This window comes from Arthrobacter sp. NPDC056727 (genome assembly GCF_042790555.1).
Classification (GTDB): domain Bacteria; phylum Actinomycetota; class Actinomycetes; order Actinomycetales; family Micrococcaceae; genus Arthrobacter.
In genome coordinates this window covers 48,146-65,466 of record NZ_JBHTZA010000008.1, presented here as the reverse complement: position 1 = coordinate 65,466, position 17,321 = coordinate 48,146, and the positions used below count along the sequence as shown (strand labels likewise).

15 protein-coding genes are annotated in these 17,321 nt (G+C 67.7%); 10 read left to right on the top strand and 5 right to left on the bottom strand.

Translation table 11 applies throughout. The features are described from left to right. From carA to ACFRAH_RS09980, 9 genes are all read left to right on the top strand, one after another. Entirely contained in the window at positions 1-1,308 is a 1,308-nt protein-coding gene (gene carA, locus ACFRAH_RS10020; RefSeq protein WP_377990741.1) for a glutamine-hydrolyzing carbamoyl-phosphate synthase small subunit, read from the top strand. Continuing rightward, positions 1,308-4,652, top strand: a complete 3,345-nt coding sequence (carB, locus tag ACFRAH_RS10015; RefSeq protein WP_377990740.1) for a carbamoyl-phosphate synthase large subunit — start codon at positions 1,308-1,310, stop codon at positions 4,650-4,652. Before carA ends, carB begins: the two co-directional genes overlap by 1 nt. Then, positions 4,645-5,523 (top strand): orotidine-5'-phosphate decarboxylase, encoded by an 879-nt coding sequence (gene pyrF / locus ACFRAH_RS10010; protein WP_377990739.1) that lies wholly within the window; start codon positions 4,645-4,647, stop codon positions 5,521-5,523. The genes carB and pyrF overlap by 8 nt, the downstream gene beginning before the upstream one ends. A gap of 98 nt (positions 5,524-5,621) precedes the next feature. Then, complete coding sequence (gene mihF / locus ACFRAH_RS10005; protein WP_377990738.1) at positions 5,622-5,945, top strand: integration host factor, actinobacterial type; 324 nt, start codon at positions 5,622-5,624, stop codon at positions 5,943-5,945. A 43-nt stretch (positions 5,946-5,988) separates the two neighbouring features. Beyond that, on the top strand, positions 5,989-6,585 hold the full coding sequence (gene gmk, locus ACFRAH_RS10000) for a guanylate kinase (protein ID WP_377990737.1): 597 nt from the start codon (positions 5,989-5,991) through the stop codon (positions 6,583-6,585). A gap of 15 nt (positions 6,586-6,600) precedes the next feature. Continuing rightward, positions 6,601-6,861, top strand: coding sequence for a DNA-directed RNA polymerase subunit omega (gene rpoZ, locus ACFRAH_RS09995; protein WP_003800778.1), 261 nt, complete (start codon positions 6,601-6,603; stop codon positions 6,859-6,861). A gap of 40 nt (positions 6,862-6,901) precedes the next feature. Beyond that, positions 6,902-8,188 (top strand): bifunctional phosphopantothenoylcysteine decarboxylase/phosphopantothenate synthase, encoded by a 1,287-nt coding sequence (locus tag ACFRAH_RS09990; protein WP_377990736.1) that lies wholly within the window; start codon positions 6,902-6,904, stop codon positions 8,186-8,188. A 76-nt stretch (positions 8,189-8,264) separates the two neighbouring features. Next, positions 8,265-9,500, top strand: a complete 1,236-nt coding sequence (gene metK, locus ACFRAH_RS09985) for a methionine adenosyltransferase (protein ID WP_377990735.1) — start codon at positions 8,265-8,267, stop codon at positions 9,498-9,500. Between the two features lie 87 nt (positions 9,501-9,587). Next, positions 9,588-11,720, top strand: a complete 2,133-nt coding sequence (locus tag ACFRAH_RS09980) for a primosomal protein N' (RefSeq protein WP_377990734.1) — start codon at positions 9,588-9,590, stop codon at positions 11,718-11,720. 18 nt (positions 11,721-11,738) lie between these two features. Here the strand turns inward: ACFRAH_RS09980 and ACFRAH_RS09975 are convergent, their stop codons facing one another. Genes ACFRAH_RS09975 through ACFRAH_RS09960 form a run of 4 tightly spaced genes read right to left on the bottom strand, consistent with a single transcriptional unit; the run spans position 11,739 to position 15,042 of the window. Next, on the bottom strand, positions 11,739-12,815 hold the full coding sequence (locus tag ACFRAH_RS09975; protein ID WP_377990733.1) for a glycosyltransferase family 4 protein: 1,077 nt from the start codon (positions 12,813-12,815) through the stop codon (positions 11,739-11,741). Beyond that, positions 12,812-13,741, bottom strand: a complete 930-nt coding sequence (locus ACFRAH_RS09970; RefSeq protein ID WP_377990732.1) for an alpha/beta fold hydrolase — start codon at positions 13,739-13,741, stop codon at positions 12,812-12,814. Before ACFRAH_RS09970 ends, ACFRAH_RS09975 begins: the two co-directional genes overlap by 4 nt. A 14-nt stretch (positions 13,742-13,755) precedes the next feature. Next, the gene (locus ACFRAH_RS09965) at positions 13,756-14,625 is read right to left on the bottom strand and encodes an aldo/keto reductase (protein ID WP_377990731.1); all 870 of its coding nucleotides are present in this window, start codon (positions 14,623-14,625) and stop codon (positions 13,756-13,758) included. 54 nt (positions 14,626-14,679) lie between these two features. Next, on the bottom strand, positions 14,680-15,042 hold the full coding sequence (locus ACFRAH_RS09960) for a VOC family protein (protein WP_377990730.1): 363 nt from the start codon (positions 15,040-15,042) through the stop codon (positions 14,680-14,682). A 362-nt stretch (positions 15,043-15,404) separates the two neighbouring features. Here ACFRAH_RS09960 and ACFRAH_RS09955 point away from each other — a divergent pair, with 362 nt between their 5' ends. Further along, a complete protein-coding gene (locus ACFRAH_RS09955; protein ID WP_377990729.1) occupies positions 15,405-15,797 on the top strand; it encodes a hypothetical protein in 393 nt (130 codons plus the stop codon). Between the two features lie 58 nt (positions 15,798-15,855). Here ACFRAH_RS09955 and ACFRAH_RS09950 read toward each other — a convergent pair whose 3' ends face one another. Next, the gene (locus ACFRAH_RS09950) at positions 15,856-17,307 is read right to left on the bottom strand and encodes a GntR family transcriptional regulator (RefSeq protein ID WP_377990728.1); all 1,452 of its coding nucleotides are present in this window, start codon (positions 17,305-17,307) and stop codon (positions 15,856-15,858) included. Between the last annotated feature and the right edge of the window lie 14 nt (positions 17,308-17,321).

Genomic DNA, 17,321 nt, shown 5'->3' with positions numbered 1-17,321 from the left:
GTGACGGAAACCGAAGTGACAGTAAACGCAGGAACTGCGCCGCAGGCCGCAGCCTCCGCCCCCGCCGTCCTGGTGCTCGAAGACGGCCGCATCTTCCGCGGCCGCAGCTACGGCGCACAGGGCACCGCCCTGGGAGAAGCGGTCTTCGCCACCGGCATGACCGGCTACCAGGAGACCATTACCGACCCGTCCTACGCCCGCCAGCTGGTGGTGCAGACGGCCCCGCACATCGGCAACACCGGTGTGAACAGCGAGGACGCCGAATCCCGCCGCATCTGGGTGGCCGGCTACATCGTCCGTGACGCCGCCCGCCGCCCCTCCAACTGGCGGTCTGAGCGCAGCCTGGATGACGAGCTCATTGAGCAGGGCATCGTGGGCATCCAGGGCGTCGACACCCGGGCCATCACCCGGCACCTGCGCGAGCACAAGACCATGCGCGCAGGCATCTTCTCCGGCGGGGCCGCCAACGCCACGGACAAGGAACTCGTCGACGCCGTCCTTGCCAGCGAGCCGATGGAAGGCGCCCGCCTCGCCGAGGAGGTCAGCATCGACGAAGCCTACGTGGTGGAGCCGAAGGACCACGGCTGGGACGGCGACCCGCGCTTCAGCATCGCCGCGATCGACCTTGGCATCAAGGCCATGACGCCGGTGCGCTTCGCCGAACGCGGCGTCCGCGTGCACGTGCTGCCCGCCACAGCCACGATCGACGACGTCAAGGCCGTCAGCCCCGACGGTTTCTTCATGTCCAATGGCCCGGGCGACCCCGCCACGGCGGACAACCAGGTCAAGCTGCTCCGTACTGTCCTGGACGAGAAGCTGCCCTACTTCGGCATCTGCTTCGGCAACCAGATCCTGGGCCGCGCCCTCGGCTTCGGCACCTACAAGCTCCGCTACGGCCACCGCGGCATCAACCAGCCCGTCATGGACCGCCGCACGGGCAAGGTGGAGATCACCTCGCAGAACCACGGCTTCGCCGTCGACGCCCCGCTGGACGGCCCCACCAACGCGCCGGAAGAGCGCTACGGACGGGTCGAGGTCAGCCACGTCAGCCTGAACGACGAGGTCGTTGAAGGACTGGCCTGCCTGGACATCCCGGCCTTCTCCGTCCAGTACCACCCCGAAGCAGCCGCCGGCCCGCACGACGCCGCGTACCTGTTTGACCGCTTCATCGAGCTGATGGAAGGTAGCCGGGACGGCCGCACCGCCAACCTGTCCAAGGAACCGGTGGACGCCCAGCACCCCGCGGAAGCCCGGCAAGACGGTGCCCAGCAGAACACGACTGACAACAAGACTGAGGACAAGAAGTAATGCCCAAGAGAACTGACCTTAAGAGCGTCCTGGTCATCGGTTCCGGCCCGATCGTCATCGGCCAGGCCGCTGAATTCGACTACTCCGGAACGCAGGCCCTTCGCGTCCTCAAGGAGGAAGGCCTGCGCGTCATCCTCGTCAACTCCAACCCGGCCACCATCATGACCGACCCGGAGTTCGCCGACGCCACCTACATCGAGCCCATCACCCCCGAGGTGGTGGAGAAGATCATCGCCAAGGAGCGTCCGGACGCCGTCCTGCCCACTTTGGGCGGACAGACGGCGCTGAACACCGCCATCGCCCTGGACAAGAACGGTGTGCTGGAGAAGTACAACGTGGAACTGATCGGCGCGAACATCGCCGCGATCGAGCTCGGCGAGGACCGCGAGAAGTTCAAGGGCGTCGTGGAGCGCTGTGGCGCCGAGTCCGCCCGCAGCCACATCATCCACACCATGGACGAAGCCCTGAAGGCAGCCGACGACCTCGGCTACCCCATGGTGGTCCGCCCCTCCTTCACCATGGGCGGCCTCGGTTCCGGCCTGGCGTACAACGAAGAGGACCTCCGCCGGATCGTCGGCCAGGGCCTGCAGTACAGCCCCACCAGCGAGGTGCTGCTCGAAGAGAGCATCCTCGGCTGGAAGGAATACGAGCTTGAGATGATGCGGGACAAGAACGACAACGTGGTTGTCGTCTGCTCCATCGAGAACTTCGATCCCGTGGGCGTGCACACCGGCGACTCCATCACCGTTGCCCCGGCGCTGACCCTCACCGACCGCGAATACCAGCGGCTGCGCGACATCTCCATCGCGGTCATCCGTGAAGTCGGCGTGGACACCGGCGGCTGCAACATCCAGTTCGCCATCGATCCGGCCACCGGCCGCGTGGTGGTCATCGAAATGAACCCGCGCGTGTCCCGCTCCTCGGCGCTGGCGTCCAAGGCTACGGGCTTCGCCATCGCCAAGATCGCCACCAAGCTCTCGCTCGGCTACACCCTGGACGAGATCCCGAACGACATCACGCAGAAGACCCCCGCCTCCTTCGAGCCCACGCTCGACTACGTGGTGGTCAAGGTTCCCCGGTTCGCGTTCGAGAAGTTCCCGGCCGCCGACAACACCCTCACCACCACCATGAAGTCCGTGGGCGAGGCCATGGCCATGGGCCGCAACTTCACTGAGGCCCTGCAGAAGGCCCTGCGCTCCCTCGAGCAGAAGGGCTCGCAGCTGGACTTCACCTCGGTTCCGGAGTGGGAAGTGCCGGAGCTGATCGAGAAGGCCAAGCGCCCCACGACGGACCGCCTGCACCAGGTGCAGCGCGCCCTGCTCGGCGGCGCCAGCGTGGAGGAACTCTTCGAGGCCACAAAGATCGATCCCTGGTTCCTGGACCAGCTCCAGCTGCTCAACGAGATCTCCCAGGAGATCCGCCGCTCCGGCGCGCTGACGGAGGACATGCTCCGCAACGCCAAGCGCCACGGCTTCTCCGACGAGCAGATCGGCGCGCTGACGCACAACTCCGAGGCCGTCGTCCGCGGCGTCCGCCAGGCGCTGGGCATCCGCCCGGTCTACAAGACCGTGGACACCTGCGCCGCAGAGTTCGCCGCGTACACGCCGTACCACTACTCGGCCTACGACGAGGAGGACGAGGTTGCGCTGCACTCCAAGCCGTCCATCCTGATCCTCGGCTCCGGGCCCAACCGCATCGGCCAGGGCATCGAGTTCGACTACTCCTGCGTCCACGCCTCCATGGCGCTGCGCAAGGCCGGCTACGAGACCGTCATGGTCAACTGCAACCCGGAAACCGTCTCCACCGACTACGACATCTCCACCCGCCTGTACTTCGAGCCGCTCACCCTTGAGGACGTCCTCGAGGTCATCGCGGCCGAGGAACGCACCGGCGGCGTCATGGGTGTCTTCGTCCAGCTGGGCGGCCAGACCCCGCTGAAGCTTGCCCAGCAGCTGGCCGACGCCGGCGTGCCGATCCTGGGCACCTCGCCCGAGGCGATTGACCTTGCCGAGCACCGAGGCATGTTCGCCCGGGTGCTGGACGAGGCCGGACTGGTCTCCCCGAAGAACGGCACCGCCGTCTCCTTCGAGGACGCCAAGAAGATCGCCGACGAGATCGGCTACCCCGTCCTGGTCCGCCCGTCCTACGTCCTGGGCGGCCGCGGCATGGAGATCGTCTACGACGAGCCGAACCTGTCCCGCTACATCGCCAACGCCACCGAAATCACCGCCGAGCACCCGGTGCTGATCGACCGGTTCCTCGAGGACGCGGTGGAGATCGACGTCGACGCCCTCTTCGACGGCACGGACATGTACCTCGGCGGCATCATGGAGCACATCGAGGAGGCCGGGGTCCACTCCGGTGACTCCGCCTGTGTCCTGCCGCCCATCACCCTGGGCAACAACGTGCTGGAACGCGTCCGCACCGCCACCCGGGCCATCGCCGAAGGCGTGGGCGTCCGCGGGCTCATCAACATCCAGTTCGCGCTGGCCTCCGACGTCCTGTACGTCCTGGAAGCCAACCCGCGCGCGTCCCGGACCGTGCCCTTCGTGTCCAAGGCCACCGGCGTGCAGATGGCCAAGGCAGCCGCACTGATCGGCACCGGCGTGACCATCGGCCAGCTCCGCAGCGCGTACAAGATGCTGCCGGAAACCGGCGACGGCTCCACCCTGCCGCTGGACGCCCCCGTCTCCGTGAAGGAAGCGGTCCTGCCGTTCAGCCGCTTCCGCACCCCGGAAGGCAAGGTCGTGGACTCGCTGCTTGGGCCGGAAATGCGCTCCACCGGCGAGGTCATGGGCATCGACAAGCACTTCGACACCGCCTTCGCCAAGAGCCAGTCGGGCGCCAACAACGCCCTGCCCACCGAAGGCAAGGTCTTCGTGTCCGTGGCCAACCGCGACAAGCGCTCGGTGATCATGGGCGTCAAGCGACTCTCCGACCTCGGCTTCGAGATTGTTTCCACCGGCGGCACCGCCGACGTCCTGCGCCGCAACGGCATCCAGGCCACTCCGGTGCGCAAGGTGGCCGAGGGCAGCAGCGCCGAAGGTGAAGGCACCATCGCCGACCTCGTTGTCGCCGGTGAAATCGACATGGTGTTCAACACCCCGTCCGGCGGCGAGGCCCGCAGCGACGGGTACGAACTCCGCGCCGCCGCCACCTCCATCGGCATCCCCTGCATCACCACCGTGGCCGAGTTCAATGCCGCCGTCCAGGCCATCGAGGCGCTGCGCACCTACGCCTGGTCCGTCACCAGCCTGCAGGAGCACGCAGCCGCACTCCTTGCGTCCCAGGAGGCCGCCCTGCAGAAGGCAGCCGCGCAGACCCCGGCAGAGCAGAATGCCTGAGGCAGCTGCAGGCGCAAACACTGCCGCGGGCGCCGGCCGGGAGTCCTTCGGCTCCCGGCTGGGCCGGGCCATGGCGGACCGCGGTCCGCTGTGCGCCGGGATTGATCCGCACCCCGCCCTGCTGCAGAGCTGGGGCCTGAACGACGACGCCGCCGGGCTGAGGCGCTTTTCGCTCACCGCCCTGGAGGCCGTGGCTTCGCTCGCTGCCGCGGTCAAGCCGCAGGTGGCGCTGTACGAACGGCACGGCGCCGCCGGCATGGCGGTCCTCGAAGAGGTCCTCGCCACTGCCCGGGACGAGGGCGTGCTCACCATCGCGGACGCCAAGCGCGGCGACATCGGGTCCACCATGGCCGCGTACGCCGACGCCTGGCTCAGCGACGGCTCGTCCCTCGCCGCGGATTCCGTGACACTGAGCCCGTACCTGGGCTTCGAGTCGCTCCGGCCGGCCCTGGACCTCGCTGCCCAGCACGGCCGGGGCGTGTTCGTCCTGGCGCTGACCTCCAACCCGGAGGGCGCCTCGGTCCAGCACGTGGGCGGAAGCGATTCCGTGGCGCGCCGGATCGTCCAGGCCGCCGCGGCGGAGAACGAACGCTACTCCGGGCCCCTGGGCTCGGTGGGCCTCGTGGTCGGAGCCACCGTGGGCACGGCATTGTCGGACCTGCAGCTTGACCTGGGGGCCGTCCGCGGTCCGATCCTCGCGCCCGGCCTGGGCGCCCAGGGGGCCACTCCGGCAGACCTGCGCAGGACGTTCGGCGCTGCCTACCCCCAGGTGCTGGGAACCTCCAGCCGGGACATCCTCAAAGCCGGCCCCGGCGTCCGGGAGCTAAGGGAAGCGGCGGAGCGCACCCTCGCCGGGCTCCGCGACGAATAGTCCATTGATTTCTCCGGCCGGCAGGGAGTAGGTTCAGGACAAATCCGCGGCTGCTCCAACGCCGCCGGCCGCGGATCCGTTGGCTGACCCCAGGGGAAATGACCGTGAGCTTGCGACCCTTGTCACCGCAGGAACGTTCCGACGCACTCAGGAAGGCCGCGGCGGCAAGGGCTGCCAGGGCCTCAGCCAAGGAACGGCTCAAATCCGGCGAGCTGTCCGTGGCCCAGATCCTGGACTCCGGCGGCACCGAGGAGGCCATCGCGCGGATGCGCGTCTCGGAACTCCTCGAGGCGCTGCCGGGGATCGGGAAGGTCCGGGCCGCCGCCATCATGGACAACCTGGGCATCGCCGCGTCCCGCCGGGTCCGGGGCCTGGGCATCCACCAGCGCCGGGCGCTGGTAGATTTTATGAACGAGAAATAGCTTCATCCGAACAGAGTCATCTGTAGACCGCCCAAAGGAATACGTGAGCAAGAAACCCGGACTGACAGTCCTCGCTGGTCCGACGGCTGTTGGCAAAGGCACCGTGTCCACCTATATCCGCGACACCTACCCCGAGGTCTGGCTGTCCGTTTCGGCCACCACCCGGGCCCCGCGGCCCGGCGAAATCGACGGTGTGCACTACTACTTCAAGTCCAAGGAAGAGTTCGAGTCCCTCGTGGCTGCCGGCGAATTCCTGGAGTGGGCAGTGGTGCACGGGCAGAACACCTACGGAACCCTGAAGAGCACGGTCAACCAGGCCATCGCCGAGGGCCGCTCCGTGCTGCTGGAGATCGACCTGCAGGGGGCGCGCCAGGTAAAGCAGGCCCTTCCGGATGCCCAGTTCGTGTTCCTGGCACCGCCCAGCTGGGAAGAACTGGTCCGCCGGCTGGTGGGCCGCGGCACGGAATCGGCCGAGGAACAGCAGCGCCGGCTGGAAACCGGTAAAGTAGAGCTTGCTGCTGAACCGGAGTTCGACTACACCGTCATCAATGACGACGTCCGCCGGGCAGCGGACGAGCTTGTTTCACTCATGGGGCTGACCCCGCACCCGCGCCAGCCGCAGACGCCGTCAGCCCGCTAGAAATTTGGAGAATTCGTGTCCACGAACCTTGAAGGCATCATCAACCCGCCGATCGATTCGCTGCTCGAGGCAGCCGATTCCAAGTACGGCCTGGTGATCTTCGGTGCCAAGCGTGCACGCCAGATCAACGCGTACTACGCCCAGCTGCACGAGGGCCTGTTCGAGTACGTCGGCCCGCTGGTAGACACCAAGCTGAACGAGAAGTCGCTGTCCATCGCCCTGCGCGAGATCAACGAGGGCAAGCTGGTTTCCACACCGATCGAAGCTGCAGAGTAACCTCCGCAGAGTAAACAGACTGCCTGCTGACGGAGTTCACGTGCGCATAGTCCTCGGAGTCGGGGGAGGGATCGCCGCCTACAAGGTGGCATCGCTCCTCCGGCTTTTTACTGAAGCCGGCCATGACGTCACCGTCATCCCCACGGACGCCGCCACCCGCTTTGTCGGCGTGGCCACCTGGGAGGCGCTGTCCGGGAACCCGGTAACCAACAGCGTCTTCGACGACGTAGAACTGGTCAACCATGTCCGGCTCGGCCACGAGGCGGACCTGATCGTGGTGGCGCCGGCAACGGCCGACCTTCTGGCCCGTGCCGCCAGCGGCCAGGCCAACGACCTCCTCACCAACACGCTCCTGATGGCCAGCGGCCCCGTGCTGTTCGCCCCGGCCATGCACACCGAGATGTGGCAGCATGCGGCCACCCAGGCCAACGTGGAAACACTCCGCAGCCGGGGGGTTACCGTGCTGGAACCCGCGAGCGGACGGCTGACCGGCAGCGACTCCGGCCCCGGCCGGCTGCCCGAGCCCGAGGCGATTTTCGGGGCGGCGATGGCACTGGTCCACGGCCTCCAGGCAGACGCCCCGCTGTCCGCGTCCGCGGACGGAACGGCTGATGGAACCGGCGAGGCGTCACCCGTCCCGCTGGCCGGCCGGACCGTGACCATCAGCGCCGGCGGCACCCGCGAACCCCTGGACCCGGTCCGCTTCCTGGGCAACCGCTCCTCCGGCAAACAGGGCGTGGCGCTGGCCGCCGCCGCCCGCGACGCCGGCGCCACCGTCCGGCTCGTGGCGGCTCACATGGAGGTGCCCTCACCCGCGGGCGTCGAGCTCGTCTCCGTCGAAACGGCGCTGCAGCTCCGGGAAGCCATGCTGGCAGCGGCAGCCGACTCCGACGTCGTCATCATGGCGGCGGCCGTAGCCGACTTCCGGCCGGCGGAGGTGTCCGGCACCAAAATCAAGAAGCGTGACGACACCGCCGACCCCGTCATCACACTGGTCCGCAACCCCGACATCCTGCATGAACTTGTCGCCGTCCGCGACGCCGGAGGCGGCAACCAGCTCGTGGTGGGCTTCGCCGCCGAAACGGGGGATGAGCAGGGCGACGTGCTCTCCTACGCCGGGGCCAAGCTGCGGCGCAAAGGCTGTGACCTGCTGGTGGTGAACCACGTGGGCTCCGACAAGGTCTTCGGCCAGGACCACAACTCCGTGGTCATCCTCTCGAAGGCGGGTTCCGAGCCCCAGTCGGCATCCGGTTCCAAGCAGGACGTCGCCGCCATTGTCATTGACCGCATCGGCTCCGAACTGAGCCGGGTTTTTCCGCGCACCTGACGGGCGTAAGCAACGTCTCCTTAGCATGGGGACACACGCTGCCGCGCCTCCGTTTGCCAACCAGTAAGGTAGTTGAGTGACTTTACCGCTGCACATTCCAGAATCCCACGGGTCCGCCCCCTCCGCGCTTCGGCTCTTCACGTCGGAGTCGGTGACTGAAGGGCACCCGGACAAGATCTGTGACCAGATCAGTGATGCGATCCTGGACGCCCTGCTGGACAAGGACCCCGAGTCCCGCGTCGCCGTCGAGACCATGGCCACCACCGGCCTGGTCCACGTGGCCGGCGAGGTGACCACCGACGCGTACGTGGAAATCCCGCAGATCGTCCGCGAGACCATCCTGGGCATCGGCTATGACTCCTCCGCCAACGGCTTCGACGGCGCACGCTGCGGTGTTTCCGTCTCCATCGGCCAGCAGTCCAACGACATCGCCGGCGGCGTCTTCAACTCCCTGGAAGCCCGCGAAGGCCGCCAGGAGGACGACTACGACCTGCAGGGCGCCGGCGACCAGGGCCTGATGTTCGGCTACGCCAGCGACGAGACCCCGTCCTACATGCCCACGCCGATCTGGATCGCGCACCGCCTCTCCGAGCGCCTCACCGAGGTCCGCAAGAACGGCGAGCTCTCCTACCTCCGCCCGGACGGCAAGACCCAGGCCACCATCGGGTACGACGGCGACCGGCCCGTTTCCGTGGAAACCATCGTCATCTCCAGCCAGCACGCCGACGGCTTCAGCCTCGACCAGCTGCGCGCCGACCTCGCCACGCACGTGATCGAGCCCGTCCTGGCCCTCGCGGACTTGGATATTTCGCGCACCAACAACATCCTGAACCCCGCCGGCGCGTTCGTGATCGGAGGCCCGGTGGGCGACGCCGGCCTCACCGGCCGCAAGATCATCGTGGACACTTACGGCGGCATGGCCCGCCACGGCGGGGGCGCCTTCTCCGGCAAGGACCCGTCCAAGGTGGACCGCTCCGCGGCGTACGCCATGCGCTGGGTCGCCAAGAACGTCGTGGCAGCGGGACTCGCCAAGCGCGCCGAGATCCAGATCGCCTACGCGATCGGCCAGGCCCGCCCCGTGGGAACCTACGTCGAAACGTTCGGGACCGAGACCGTGGACCCGGCCAAGATCAGCGCCGCGATTGCGGAGATCTTCGACCTTCGTCCCCGGGCCATCATCGACGCACTGGACCTGAAGCGCCCCATCTACGCCAAGACGGCCGCGCACGGCCACTTCGGCCGCGACGATCCCGACTTCACCTGGGAACGCCTGGACCGCGTGGACGACCTCAAGGCGTACTTCAACGCCTGAGCCGTCGCCTCCTCCGGCCGTCAGCAACCCGGGAATGTCAGACCCGCGTGATTGGCTGGTGCGTAACCCAGGACGGAGGTAAGGCGCGTGTCATCAATTCCAACGCCGCCACAGCCCGCGCCGGAGCCGCTGCAGCTGTCACTGCTGCAGGGCTTCCCGGCTGCCAGGCCCGCCGGCGGACCGGAGTTGGCTCCCGTCCGTCCGGTGGCGCGTGTTCTCATAGAGTCGCCGCTGCCGCATCTGGACCGGCCGTTCGACTACAGCGTGCCCGCCGACCTCGATGACGACGCCCAGCCGGGCGTGCGTGTCCGGGTGAAGTTCAGCGGCCAGGAGCTCGGCGGCTACATCCTGGACCGGGTTCAGGAGTCCGACGCCGGCCAGCCGCTGGTACCGCTGCACAGGGTGGTCTCGCCGGTTGCCGTCCTGACACCGGCGCTGCAGGAACTCGCCGGCCGTGTGGCGGCACGCTATGCCGGCACCGTCAGCGATGTCCTGCGCGTTGCCATCCCGCCGCGCGTGGTGAAGGTGGAGAAAGAGCTTGCCGACGCCGAACCGGCGGTTCCCGCTGAATTGCCGGCCACGCCTGCCGCCACGGACCACTCTTTTTCCGGGTCGGGCTGGACCAGGTACCGGAACGGCGCGGCCTTCCTCCGCCACCTCGCGTCGGGAGGATCGCCCCGGGCCGCCCTCGGTGCCCTGCAGGGGTTCGGCCCGGACAGCTGGCCGCACCTCATTGCGCAGGCGGTAGTGGCGGTCCGGCAGTCCGGGCGGGGCGCTGTCGTCGTCGTTCCCGATTACCGCGACCTGGACCGGGTGCAGGCAGCCCTGGAAGACATCCTGCCTGCGGATGACGTGGCCCGGCTGACGGCCGATGATGGCCAGACACCCAGATACCGGAGTTACCTCCGCGTACTCAAGGGATCTGCGGGCGTGGCTGTAGGCACACGATCCGCCGCCTATGCCCCCGTCCGGAACCTCGGGCTCGTAGTGTGCTGGGACGACGGCGACGACCTCCATGTGGAGCAACGGGCGCCGTACGCCCACACGCGGGAGGTGCTGCTGCTCCGTGCTGAACAGGAAGCTGCGGCCTGCCTGCTGGCAGGGCATGCGCGCAGCACCGAGGTGCAGCGGCTGGTGGATGCCGGCTGGGCCATGCCCGTGGATGCGGAACGTCCTGTGCTCCGCCGCACGGTTCCCCGTGTCCTCAACACAGCCGACAGCTTTGAACAGGAGCGCGACCCGCTCGCGCGGCTGGCCCGGCTCCCCGGAGCAGCATGGCGCACCGCGAAGGAAGCCCTTGAACGCGGCCCCGTCCTGGTGCAGGTGGCCCGGGCCGGGTATGCGCCGTCGCTCGCGTGCGAAACCTGCCGGGAACCGGCACGCTGCCCGTCCTGCCAGGGGCCGCTCGCCATGGCCGGGAGTGCCGCTGTTCCGCAGTGCCGCTGGTGTTCGACGCCGGCGCCGGCCTGGCGCTGTGTACACTGCCAGGGCACCCGGCTGCGCCGGGGTGCGGCCGGCGTTCTCCGCACAGCCGAGGAACTGGGCAGGGCGTTTCCGGGCAAGACCGTGGTCACGTCGTCGGGCCAGAACGTCAAAGCAACGGTGCCGGATGCCGGTGCCCTGGTGGTGGCCACCGTCGGTGCCGAGCCTGTGGCTCCGGCCGGATACGCTGCGGCGCTCCTGCTTGATGGCGACTCGCTCCTTCGGCGGGAGAACCTGCGCGCGGGGGAGGACGCTGTGCGGCGCTGGTTCAACGCCGCTGCTCTCGTCCAGCCGGCCACCGACGGCGGCGTCGTGGTCATCACCGCCGACGATACTGCCGCCGTCGGCGCCCTGCTGCGGTGGGACCCGGCAGGCTATGCCCAGCGGGAGCTGGCGCTGCGCGCCGAGCTGAAGCTGCCCCCGGCAGTGCGGGTGGCCGCCGTCACCGGCGGCAGCACCGCCGTCGGCCATTTCACGGCCTCGGCCACAAGGCTTCTTGCCGCGGAGGGCGTGGAGCTCCGTGTCGCGGGTCCGGCGCCGCTGCTCCAGACGGCGCACATCCAGATCGCCCAGGCACCGTCCGCCGGCCAGGAAAGCGATGTGCGCACCCTGCTGTTCATTCCCTACGCGCAGGCCGCAGCGGTGACCAGGGTGCTGCGTGCCGCGAAGGCGGCAGCCGCGGCGAAGCGCACCGAGGACCCGGTGCAGCTGCGGCTGGACGGCCTCGACGTGCTCTGACAGCCAGGCGTAGGCAGGTTACTTGCCGCGGAGTGCGAGTACTTCCGCTGCCACGTCCACCAGCTGGCGGGCGGACTCGTCCCAGCTGAACTGCCCGGCGCGGGCCACAGAGCAGCGGGAGATGTCCCGCCAGTGCGCCGCGTCGGACAGTTCCTGAACGGCATCCGCAAAGGCGGCGGGCGACTCCGGGTCAACGTAGGACGCGGCGTTGGCGCCAACCTCCCGGAAGATCGGGATGTCGCTGGCAATCACCGGGGTGCCCAGCGCCATGGCTTCCACTAGCGGCAGTCCATAGCCTTCGGCCTTCGACAGGCTGACCAGCGCAGTGGTGCGCTTGAGCAGCTCCGTGTACTCATCGTCGGTCACGCCGTTATGGAACACAACGTTGGCCCCGGAAGGGATCAGCGGCTCAAGCTCGGCGCGGCGCTGCGGGGTGATCCGGCTGAGCAGGTGCAGCGTGTAGCCGGGCAGTTGGGCCATCCCGGCGAGCATGGTTTCGACGTTCTTGTAGGGCATGAACGAGCCCATGTAGAGCAGGGTCTTCTCCGGCGCCGTTTCGGGGTCCCGGGGCTGCTGGGCCGGCTGCGGAGCATTGCTGACGATGCGCACCGGACGGCTCGTGAGGCGGTACTTGGCCATCAGGGCCTCGGTGGTCCTGCTGATGGTGGCCACGACGTCGGCGCGGTTCAGCAGCAGCCGCTGCGGCCAGAACGCCTTGTGGTACAGGCGCCACAGGATCCGGACCGGGGCCGGCAGGAAGCCGGGGGGCGCCGGGTGTTCGTAGTAGATGAGGTCGTGCAGGGTGAGGACCAGGCCGTATTTGCGGCCCCAGGTGCCCATGGTCTGCATGGGGCAGACCACGACGTCGGCGTTCAGTTTGTTGACTTTCCGCGCCACGAAAAGCTCGGCGGGGGAGAGCGGGCTGCTGATCAGGGTGTAGGGGACGTCGGGGAGCAGGGCCAGCTGCCGGGGATCGCTGATGAGCATCGACACGTCGGCGATTTTGGCGACGGCGGCGATGAGGCTGGCGCCGTAGCGGCTGATCCCGTCGTGGTGGTCCGTCCGGGTGAAGCGGGCGTCGATCAGAATTTTCACGCGGGGTGGTCCTTAAGGAAGCGGCGGATGAATCCTGCGGCAGGCTCGGGGGTCTCGTAGTGGATGAGGTGGCCGACGCCCGGGATGACCTCCAGCGTGGGGTCCGGGAGGAGCCCGGCCAGATGGTGCTGGTCCCGCAGCAGGGCGATTTCGTCTTTTTCGCCGGCGATCAGAAGCACGGGGAGGGTGAGCCGGGGCGCCACTTCGGCCACGTTGCTGCTGACGGACGCGGTGAAGGATTCCAGCAGGCTTTCCCGGTTGGCGAAGGCGCTGAAGTAGGCGTGGTGCTGACCATGGATGAACCGAAGCAGGTCCTTGTCCTTGGTTTTTGCCATGGCGATGCTCATGACCCGCACGATGAGCGGGCTGCGGAGCAGGGCCAGGCCAAGGGGGCGGGGGAGCCGCGCGGAGAGGCGGTAGTACAGCACGGCCAGGCGGGTCATGATGCCCTTGGGGCCTTCCAGGGCGGGCGCGGCGATGGGGTTGACCAGGATCAGCAGGCGGACCGCGTCCGGGTGGGCTGCGACGAAATGGGCGGCCACGATGGAGCCGAACGAGTGTCCCAGCAGGACGGTGTCAGGTCCGAGCCCGAGGGCTGCCATGAGGTCGCTGATGAACCGGCCGTAGCGCTCCACGCTGTGGCCGGCGTCGGTGAATGCCGCGGAATCACCGAATCCGGGAAGGTCCGGCATGATCAGGCGCATTTCCGGCAGCTGGTCCGCTACCCGCAGCAGCCCGTGGTGGTCGCCGCGGAAACCGTGGATGACCAGGATGGTGCGCGTTTCCGGCGTCGTCTTTTCCGGTTCGTAGACCCAGTAGGCAACGTGGCTGCCTGCCACCCGCACGGTAGAGGCGCGGGTGCGGGCCGCGAGTCCGCTGCTGATAAAGGACGGCGCTGTTGCGGGCTCGGAGTCGGCTGTTCTCATCTGCTGGCGGGGTCCTAGTTGACGTTGTCGGGGTGGGAACCGGTGCGGTGGCCGCGCTCCAGGGCGGCGATGTCCGCCATGTCCAGGGCCGAGAGCTCGAAACCGAAGACATCAAGGTTCTCCCGGATCCGGGCCGCGGAGCTGGCCTTCGGGATGGTCACGTTGCCCAGCTGCACCTGCCAGCGCAGCACGATCTGGGCGGGTGTCATTTTGTGCTCGGCCGCGAGGGCCCCGATGACGGGGTCCTCGAGGACCTGCCCCCGGCCCAGCGGGCTCCACGCCTCGGTGAGGATCCCCAGGCCCTTGTGTTTTTCCCGGAGCTCGGCCTGCTGCAGCCACGGATGGAGTTCGATCTGGTTGACGGCGGGCACCACCTCGGCGGTTTCCAGCAGCTGGTCCAGGTGCTGCGGCTGGAAGTTGGAAACGCCGATGGCCCGGACCTTGCCCTCCCGGTAGAGCGTCTCGAGGGCCCGGTAGGTTTCCTGGAAAAGCCCGCGCTTGGCGGATGGCCAGTGGATCAGATACATGTCGACGTATTCCAGACCGAGGTTGATCATGGACGTGTCGAAGGCCCGCAGCGTTGCGTCGTAGCCATGGTCGTCGTTCCAGACCTTGGTGGTGATGAAGAGATCCTCCCGGGATATGCCAGGGGCGGTCATCCCCGAGCCGCCCGTGACCGGTTCCATCGCAAAGACCTCGACCAGGCCACGGGCCACGCCCGACTCGTTCCCGTACATGGCGGCAGTGTCGAAGTGGCGGTATCCGGCTTCCAGCGCGGTCGCCACCAGGTTGGCGGTGTCTGCGGGCGGCACCTTGTACAGCCCGAAACCCAACTGGTCGATCAGCACGCCGTTGTTCAGGCTGAGCCGGGGTGAGGTAGTCATGCCTATGACTCTACCGATTCCGCGCCCCGGAGCGTGTCACTGACCTACTCGGTGTTAGCCCCAGCAGAGGCAGAAGGGATGGCCGGCAGGATCGGCGTACACCTGGAAGCCTTCGGCCGAGGTGATGTCGTCTGCAGGCTTCAGCAGGCGTGCACCGAGGGCAACGGCCTCCTCGTGCGCCGACGCGACGTCTTCGACATACAGGTCAAGGTGGATCTGCTGGGGTGTCCCGTCAGGCCATTCCGGCGGCACGTGGTTGGGCGCGAGCTGGAAGCCGAGGCGCGGATCCCCGTCGACACTGACCGTGTGCCAGTCATCCTCCGCGTCCACCGTTCCGCCCAGCAGGCCGGCCCAGAACGCGCTTTCGGCGGGCAGGTCTGCGGCGTCGAACACAACGATCTCTCTGGTGATTTTCATGCGGTCATCCTTGCATGGCCGCAACGGATTTCCGAGGGGTCCGCGGCGGCGCAGGTTCAGGCGGCTGGTCGACGCCTCGGCTGGGGGAGTCCGGCTCGTCCTCGGACGCATTAAAGGCTCGATTGACAGTTTTAATTCGAGCGGGGTGGAGTGGTTCTTCCTTTGAAACCCACTGAGAGTCGCAATTCCGGGATTTTTGATGCCGATTGCGGGCAATCGATGCAGGCGGCTCCGGCCCTAAAAAAGGCTGGACTGGAGGATTAAAAGCACGTATCTTTGTGGGACGAGGAAACATGACGTACATCACATGAAGCCGCAGACGTAGGGGGAAGCAACAGCCACCAGAGCACCGAGGAGCAGCAATGACCGCCACGATAAATGACCTGATCGACGACCCGTTCGCGGACCTGCCAAGGCCTGGGATCTGTCCCGCCGAACAGTTCGCTGCCCCGGTTTTGACCGTCAGGGTCAATGACGGGGCGGTGCTTGCGATCGCCCGCCGGCTGCACGACGGGGCGTGCCTGCACGGAGACGGCTGCGGGCTGCGGGACTTCCACGCAATGGATGTCTACGAGACCGATGTCCGGGTCATGTTGGCCGCCATGGTGCAGGCGGGCCGTGAAGCCGAAGGTTCGGAGATTAGCCCCTGCCGCGCGGCAACCGAACGCCGATGGGTCCGGGGCGGGTGGCGGTGTGCCGCGTGCGGTGGTGTCATCCGTTTTGGCGGCGGCATCGGGTGGGTCCACACCCGCTGATGCTCACTCCGGAGGAAATCCGATGCACGGATCGGGTGCGGCCGGCCTCGGGAATGCGTTACCTGTGCTGCTCTCCGTGTTCGCCGGCGATTCCCATGCACAGCCACCATGGGACGCCGGGCAGGGCGCGTCGTTCGACTTGCCAGGTTGCCGGGATGGTGCCGCCGACGAAGCGGCCGGTGTTGGTTGCGATGACGGCACCGTGCTGGTCCACAATGCAGGTGTTCGGCGGCAGTGGCCGCAGAAGTGGCTCGAACGCGGCCTGGAGCTGGCCGACGCGGACATCGGCGCCGAGGGCCCCAACATTGCTTCCGGCAACGAGGACCCGCTTGCTGAAAGTGATGATGTTCTCGTTCGTGCCGCTCGCATCCACATACGCGTGGCTGGTGTGGATCGGGCTGTCATCGCCAGTGTCATCCGGCCGCCACGGCGCGGTGGCGAAATCGTAGAGGTCCATGTCGATGTAAAGCCGTTGCGGCGACTCAGGACCCGCCGGCGTGTAGCACCAGGCAATCCAGCTCTCACCGAAAAACGACTGGTCGGCGACGAAGCCCGTGCCGTAGAGGAACGGAACGCCGATGCCAACTGCCCTCCGGGCTGCGGCGTAGATGTCCGAGTCGGCCCGGTCCCTGTTGGCTCCGGACCCGATGCTGGCACGTACCGCTTGCTCGACCTCGCGCATGGAGGCGGCAGCAGTTCCGGAGAACATTGCGGCCAGCGATTCGATGGCGGCCACAGCCTCGTCGACGGAAGCCGGATAGTGCGGCGAAGCGGCCGGTCCGCTCTCCAGTTCCATCCGCTCGTCGATAACCAGGTTCATGTCCCGCCTGACGTGTTCCTCGGCCAGCGCCCGCGCCCTTGCGGCGTCACCGGCGCTGATGGCCTCGACGATTTTGGCGTGTTCTTCCGCGGCTGATTCGGTGTGGCCGGTCGGGTCCGTCCAGATCAATGGGCCCACCTCGGCCTGCAGCGCCACCTCCTGGCGGGTGAGTCTGACCGATCCTGAACTGGCTGCGAGCTCGATGTGAAACTTGCTGTCCGCCCGGATTGCGTCCGCCGGCTGCTCGCAGGTCCGGATTTCGACTGCTGTGTGGTCGAGGCGCCCCATCGAGAGCCGGTGGGATCGGATAGCCGCCGCGGCGGCGGCAGCGGCGCTGCCGGCGAGGAAGGCGCGGTACTCCCTCAAATCGCGCAGGTCGTCAAGGGAGTATGCCTCAAGGGACTGGCGCTGCACGCGGGCAATATCCCCGGTGTTGGCCTTCACGAAGCTCCCGCCGCCTTTGCCGCGCCGCGTCTCCACCAGGCCCAGTCCGCGCAACTCGGCCAGCGCTGCCCGCAGCGTCAGGGTGGACACGCCCATTCGGGAAGCGAGATAGCTTTCGCTGGGCAGCTGGGAGCCGTCTTCGAGCACTCCCAGTTCGATGGCATGCCTAAGCCGGCGTCCGACTTCTTCGCTTCGATCAGCGTTATCCAATGGGGCGAAGGCGAGTTGCTCTTTCCAGGCAGTCACAGCGCATCTCCTAG

Excerpts from the sequence above, each read along its gene's own strand:
- pyrF (WP_377990739.1), top strand. The coding sequence starts at position 4,645 with ATGCCTGAGGCAGCTGCAGGCGCAAACACTGCCGCGGGCGCCGGCCGG.
- carB (WP_377990740.1), top strand. The coding sequence starts at position 1,308 with ATGCCCAAGAGAACTGACCTTAAGAGCGTCCTGGTCATCGGTTCCGGC.
- mihF (WP_377990738.1), top strand. The coding sequence starts at position 5,622 with ATGACCGTGAGCTTGCGACCCTTGTCACCGCAGGAACGTTCCGACGCA.
- ACFRAH_RS09965 (WP_377990731.1), bottom strand. The coding sequence starts at position 14,625 with ATGACTACCTCACCCCGGCTCAGCCTGAACAACGGCGTGCTGATCGAC.
- ACFRAH_RS09970 (WP_377990732.1), bottom strand. The coding sequence starts at position 13,741 with ATGAGAACAGCCGACTCCGAGCCCGCAACAGCGCCGTCCTTTATCAGC.
- ACFRAH_RS09960 (WP_377990730.1), bottom strand. The coding sequence starts at position 15,042 with ATGAAAATCACCAGAGAGATCGTTGTGTTCGACGCCGCAGACCTGCCC.
- ACFRAH_RS09955 (WP_377990729.1), top strand. The coding sequence starts at position 15,405 with ATGACCGCCACGATAAATGACCTGATCGACGACCCGTTCGCGGACCTG.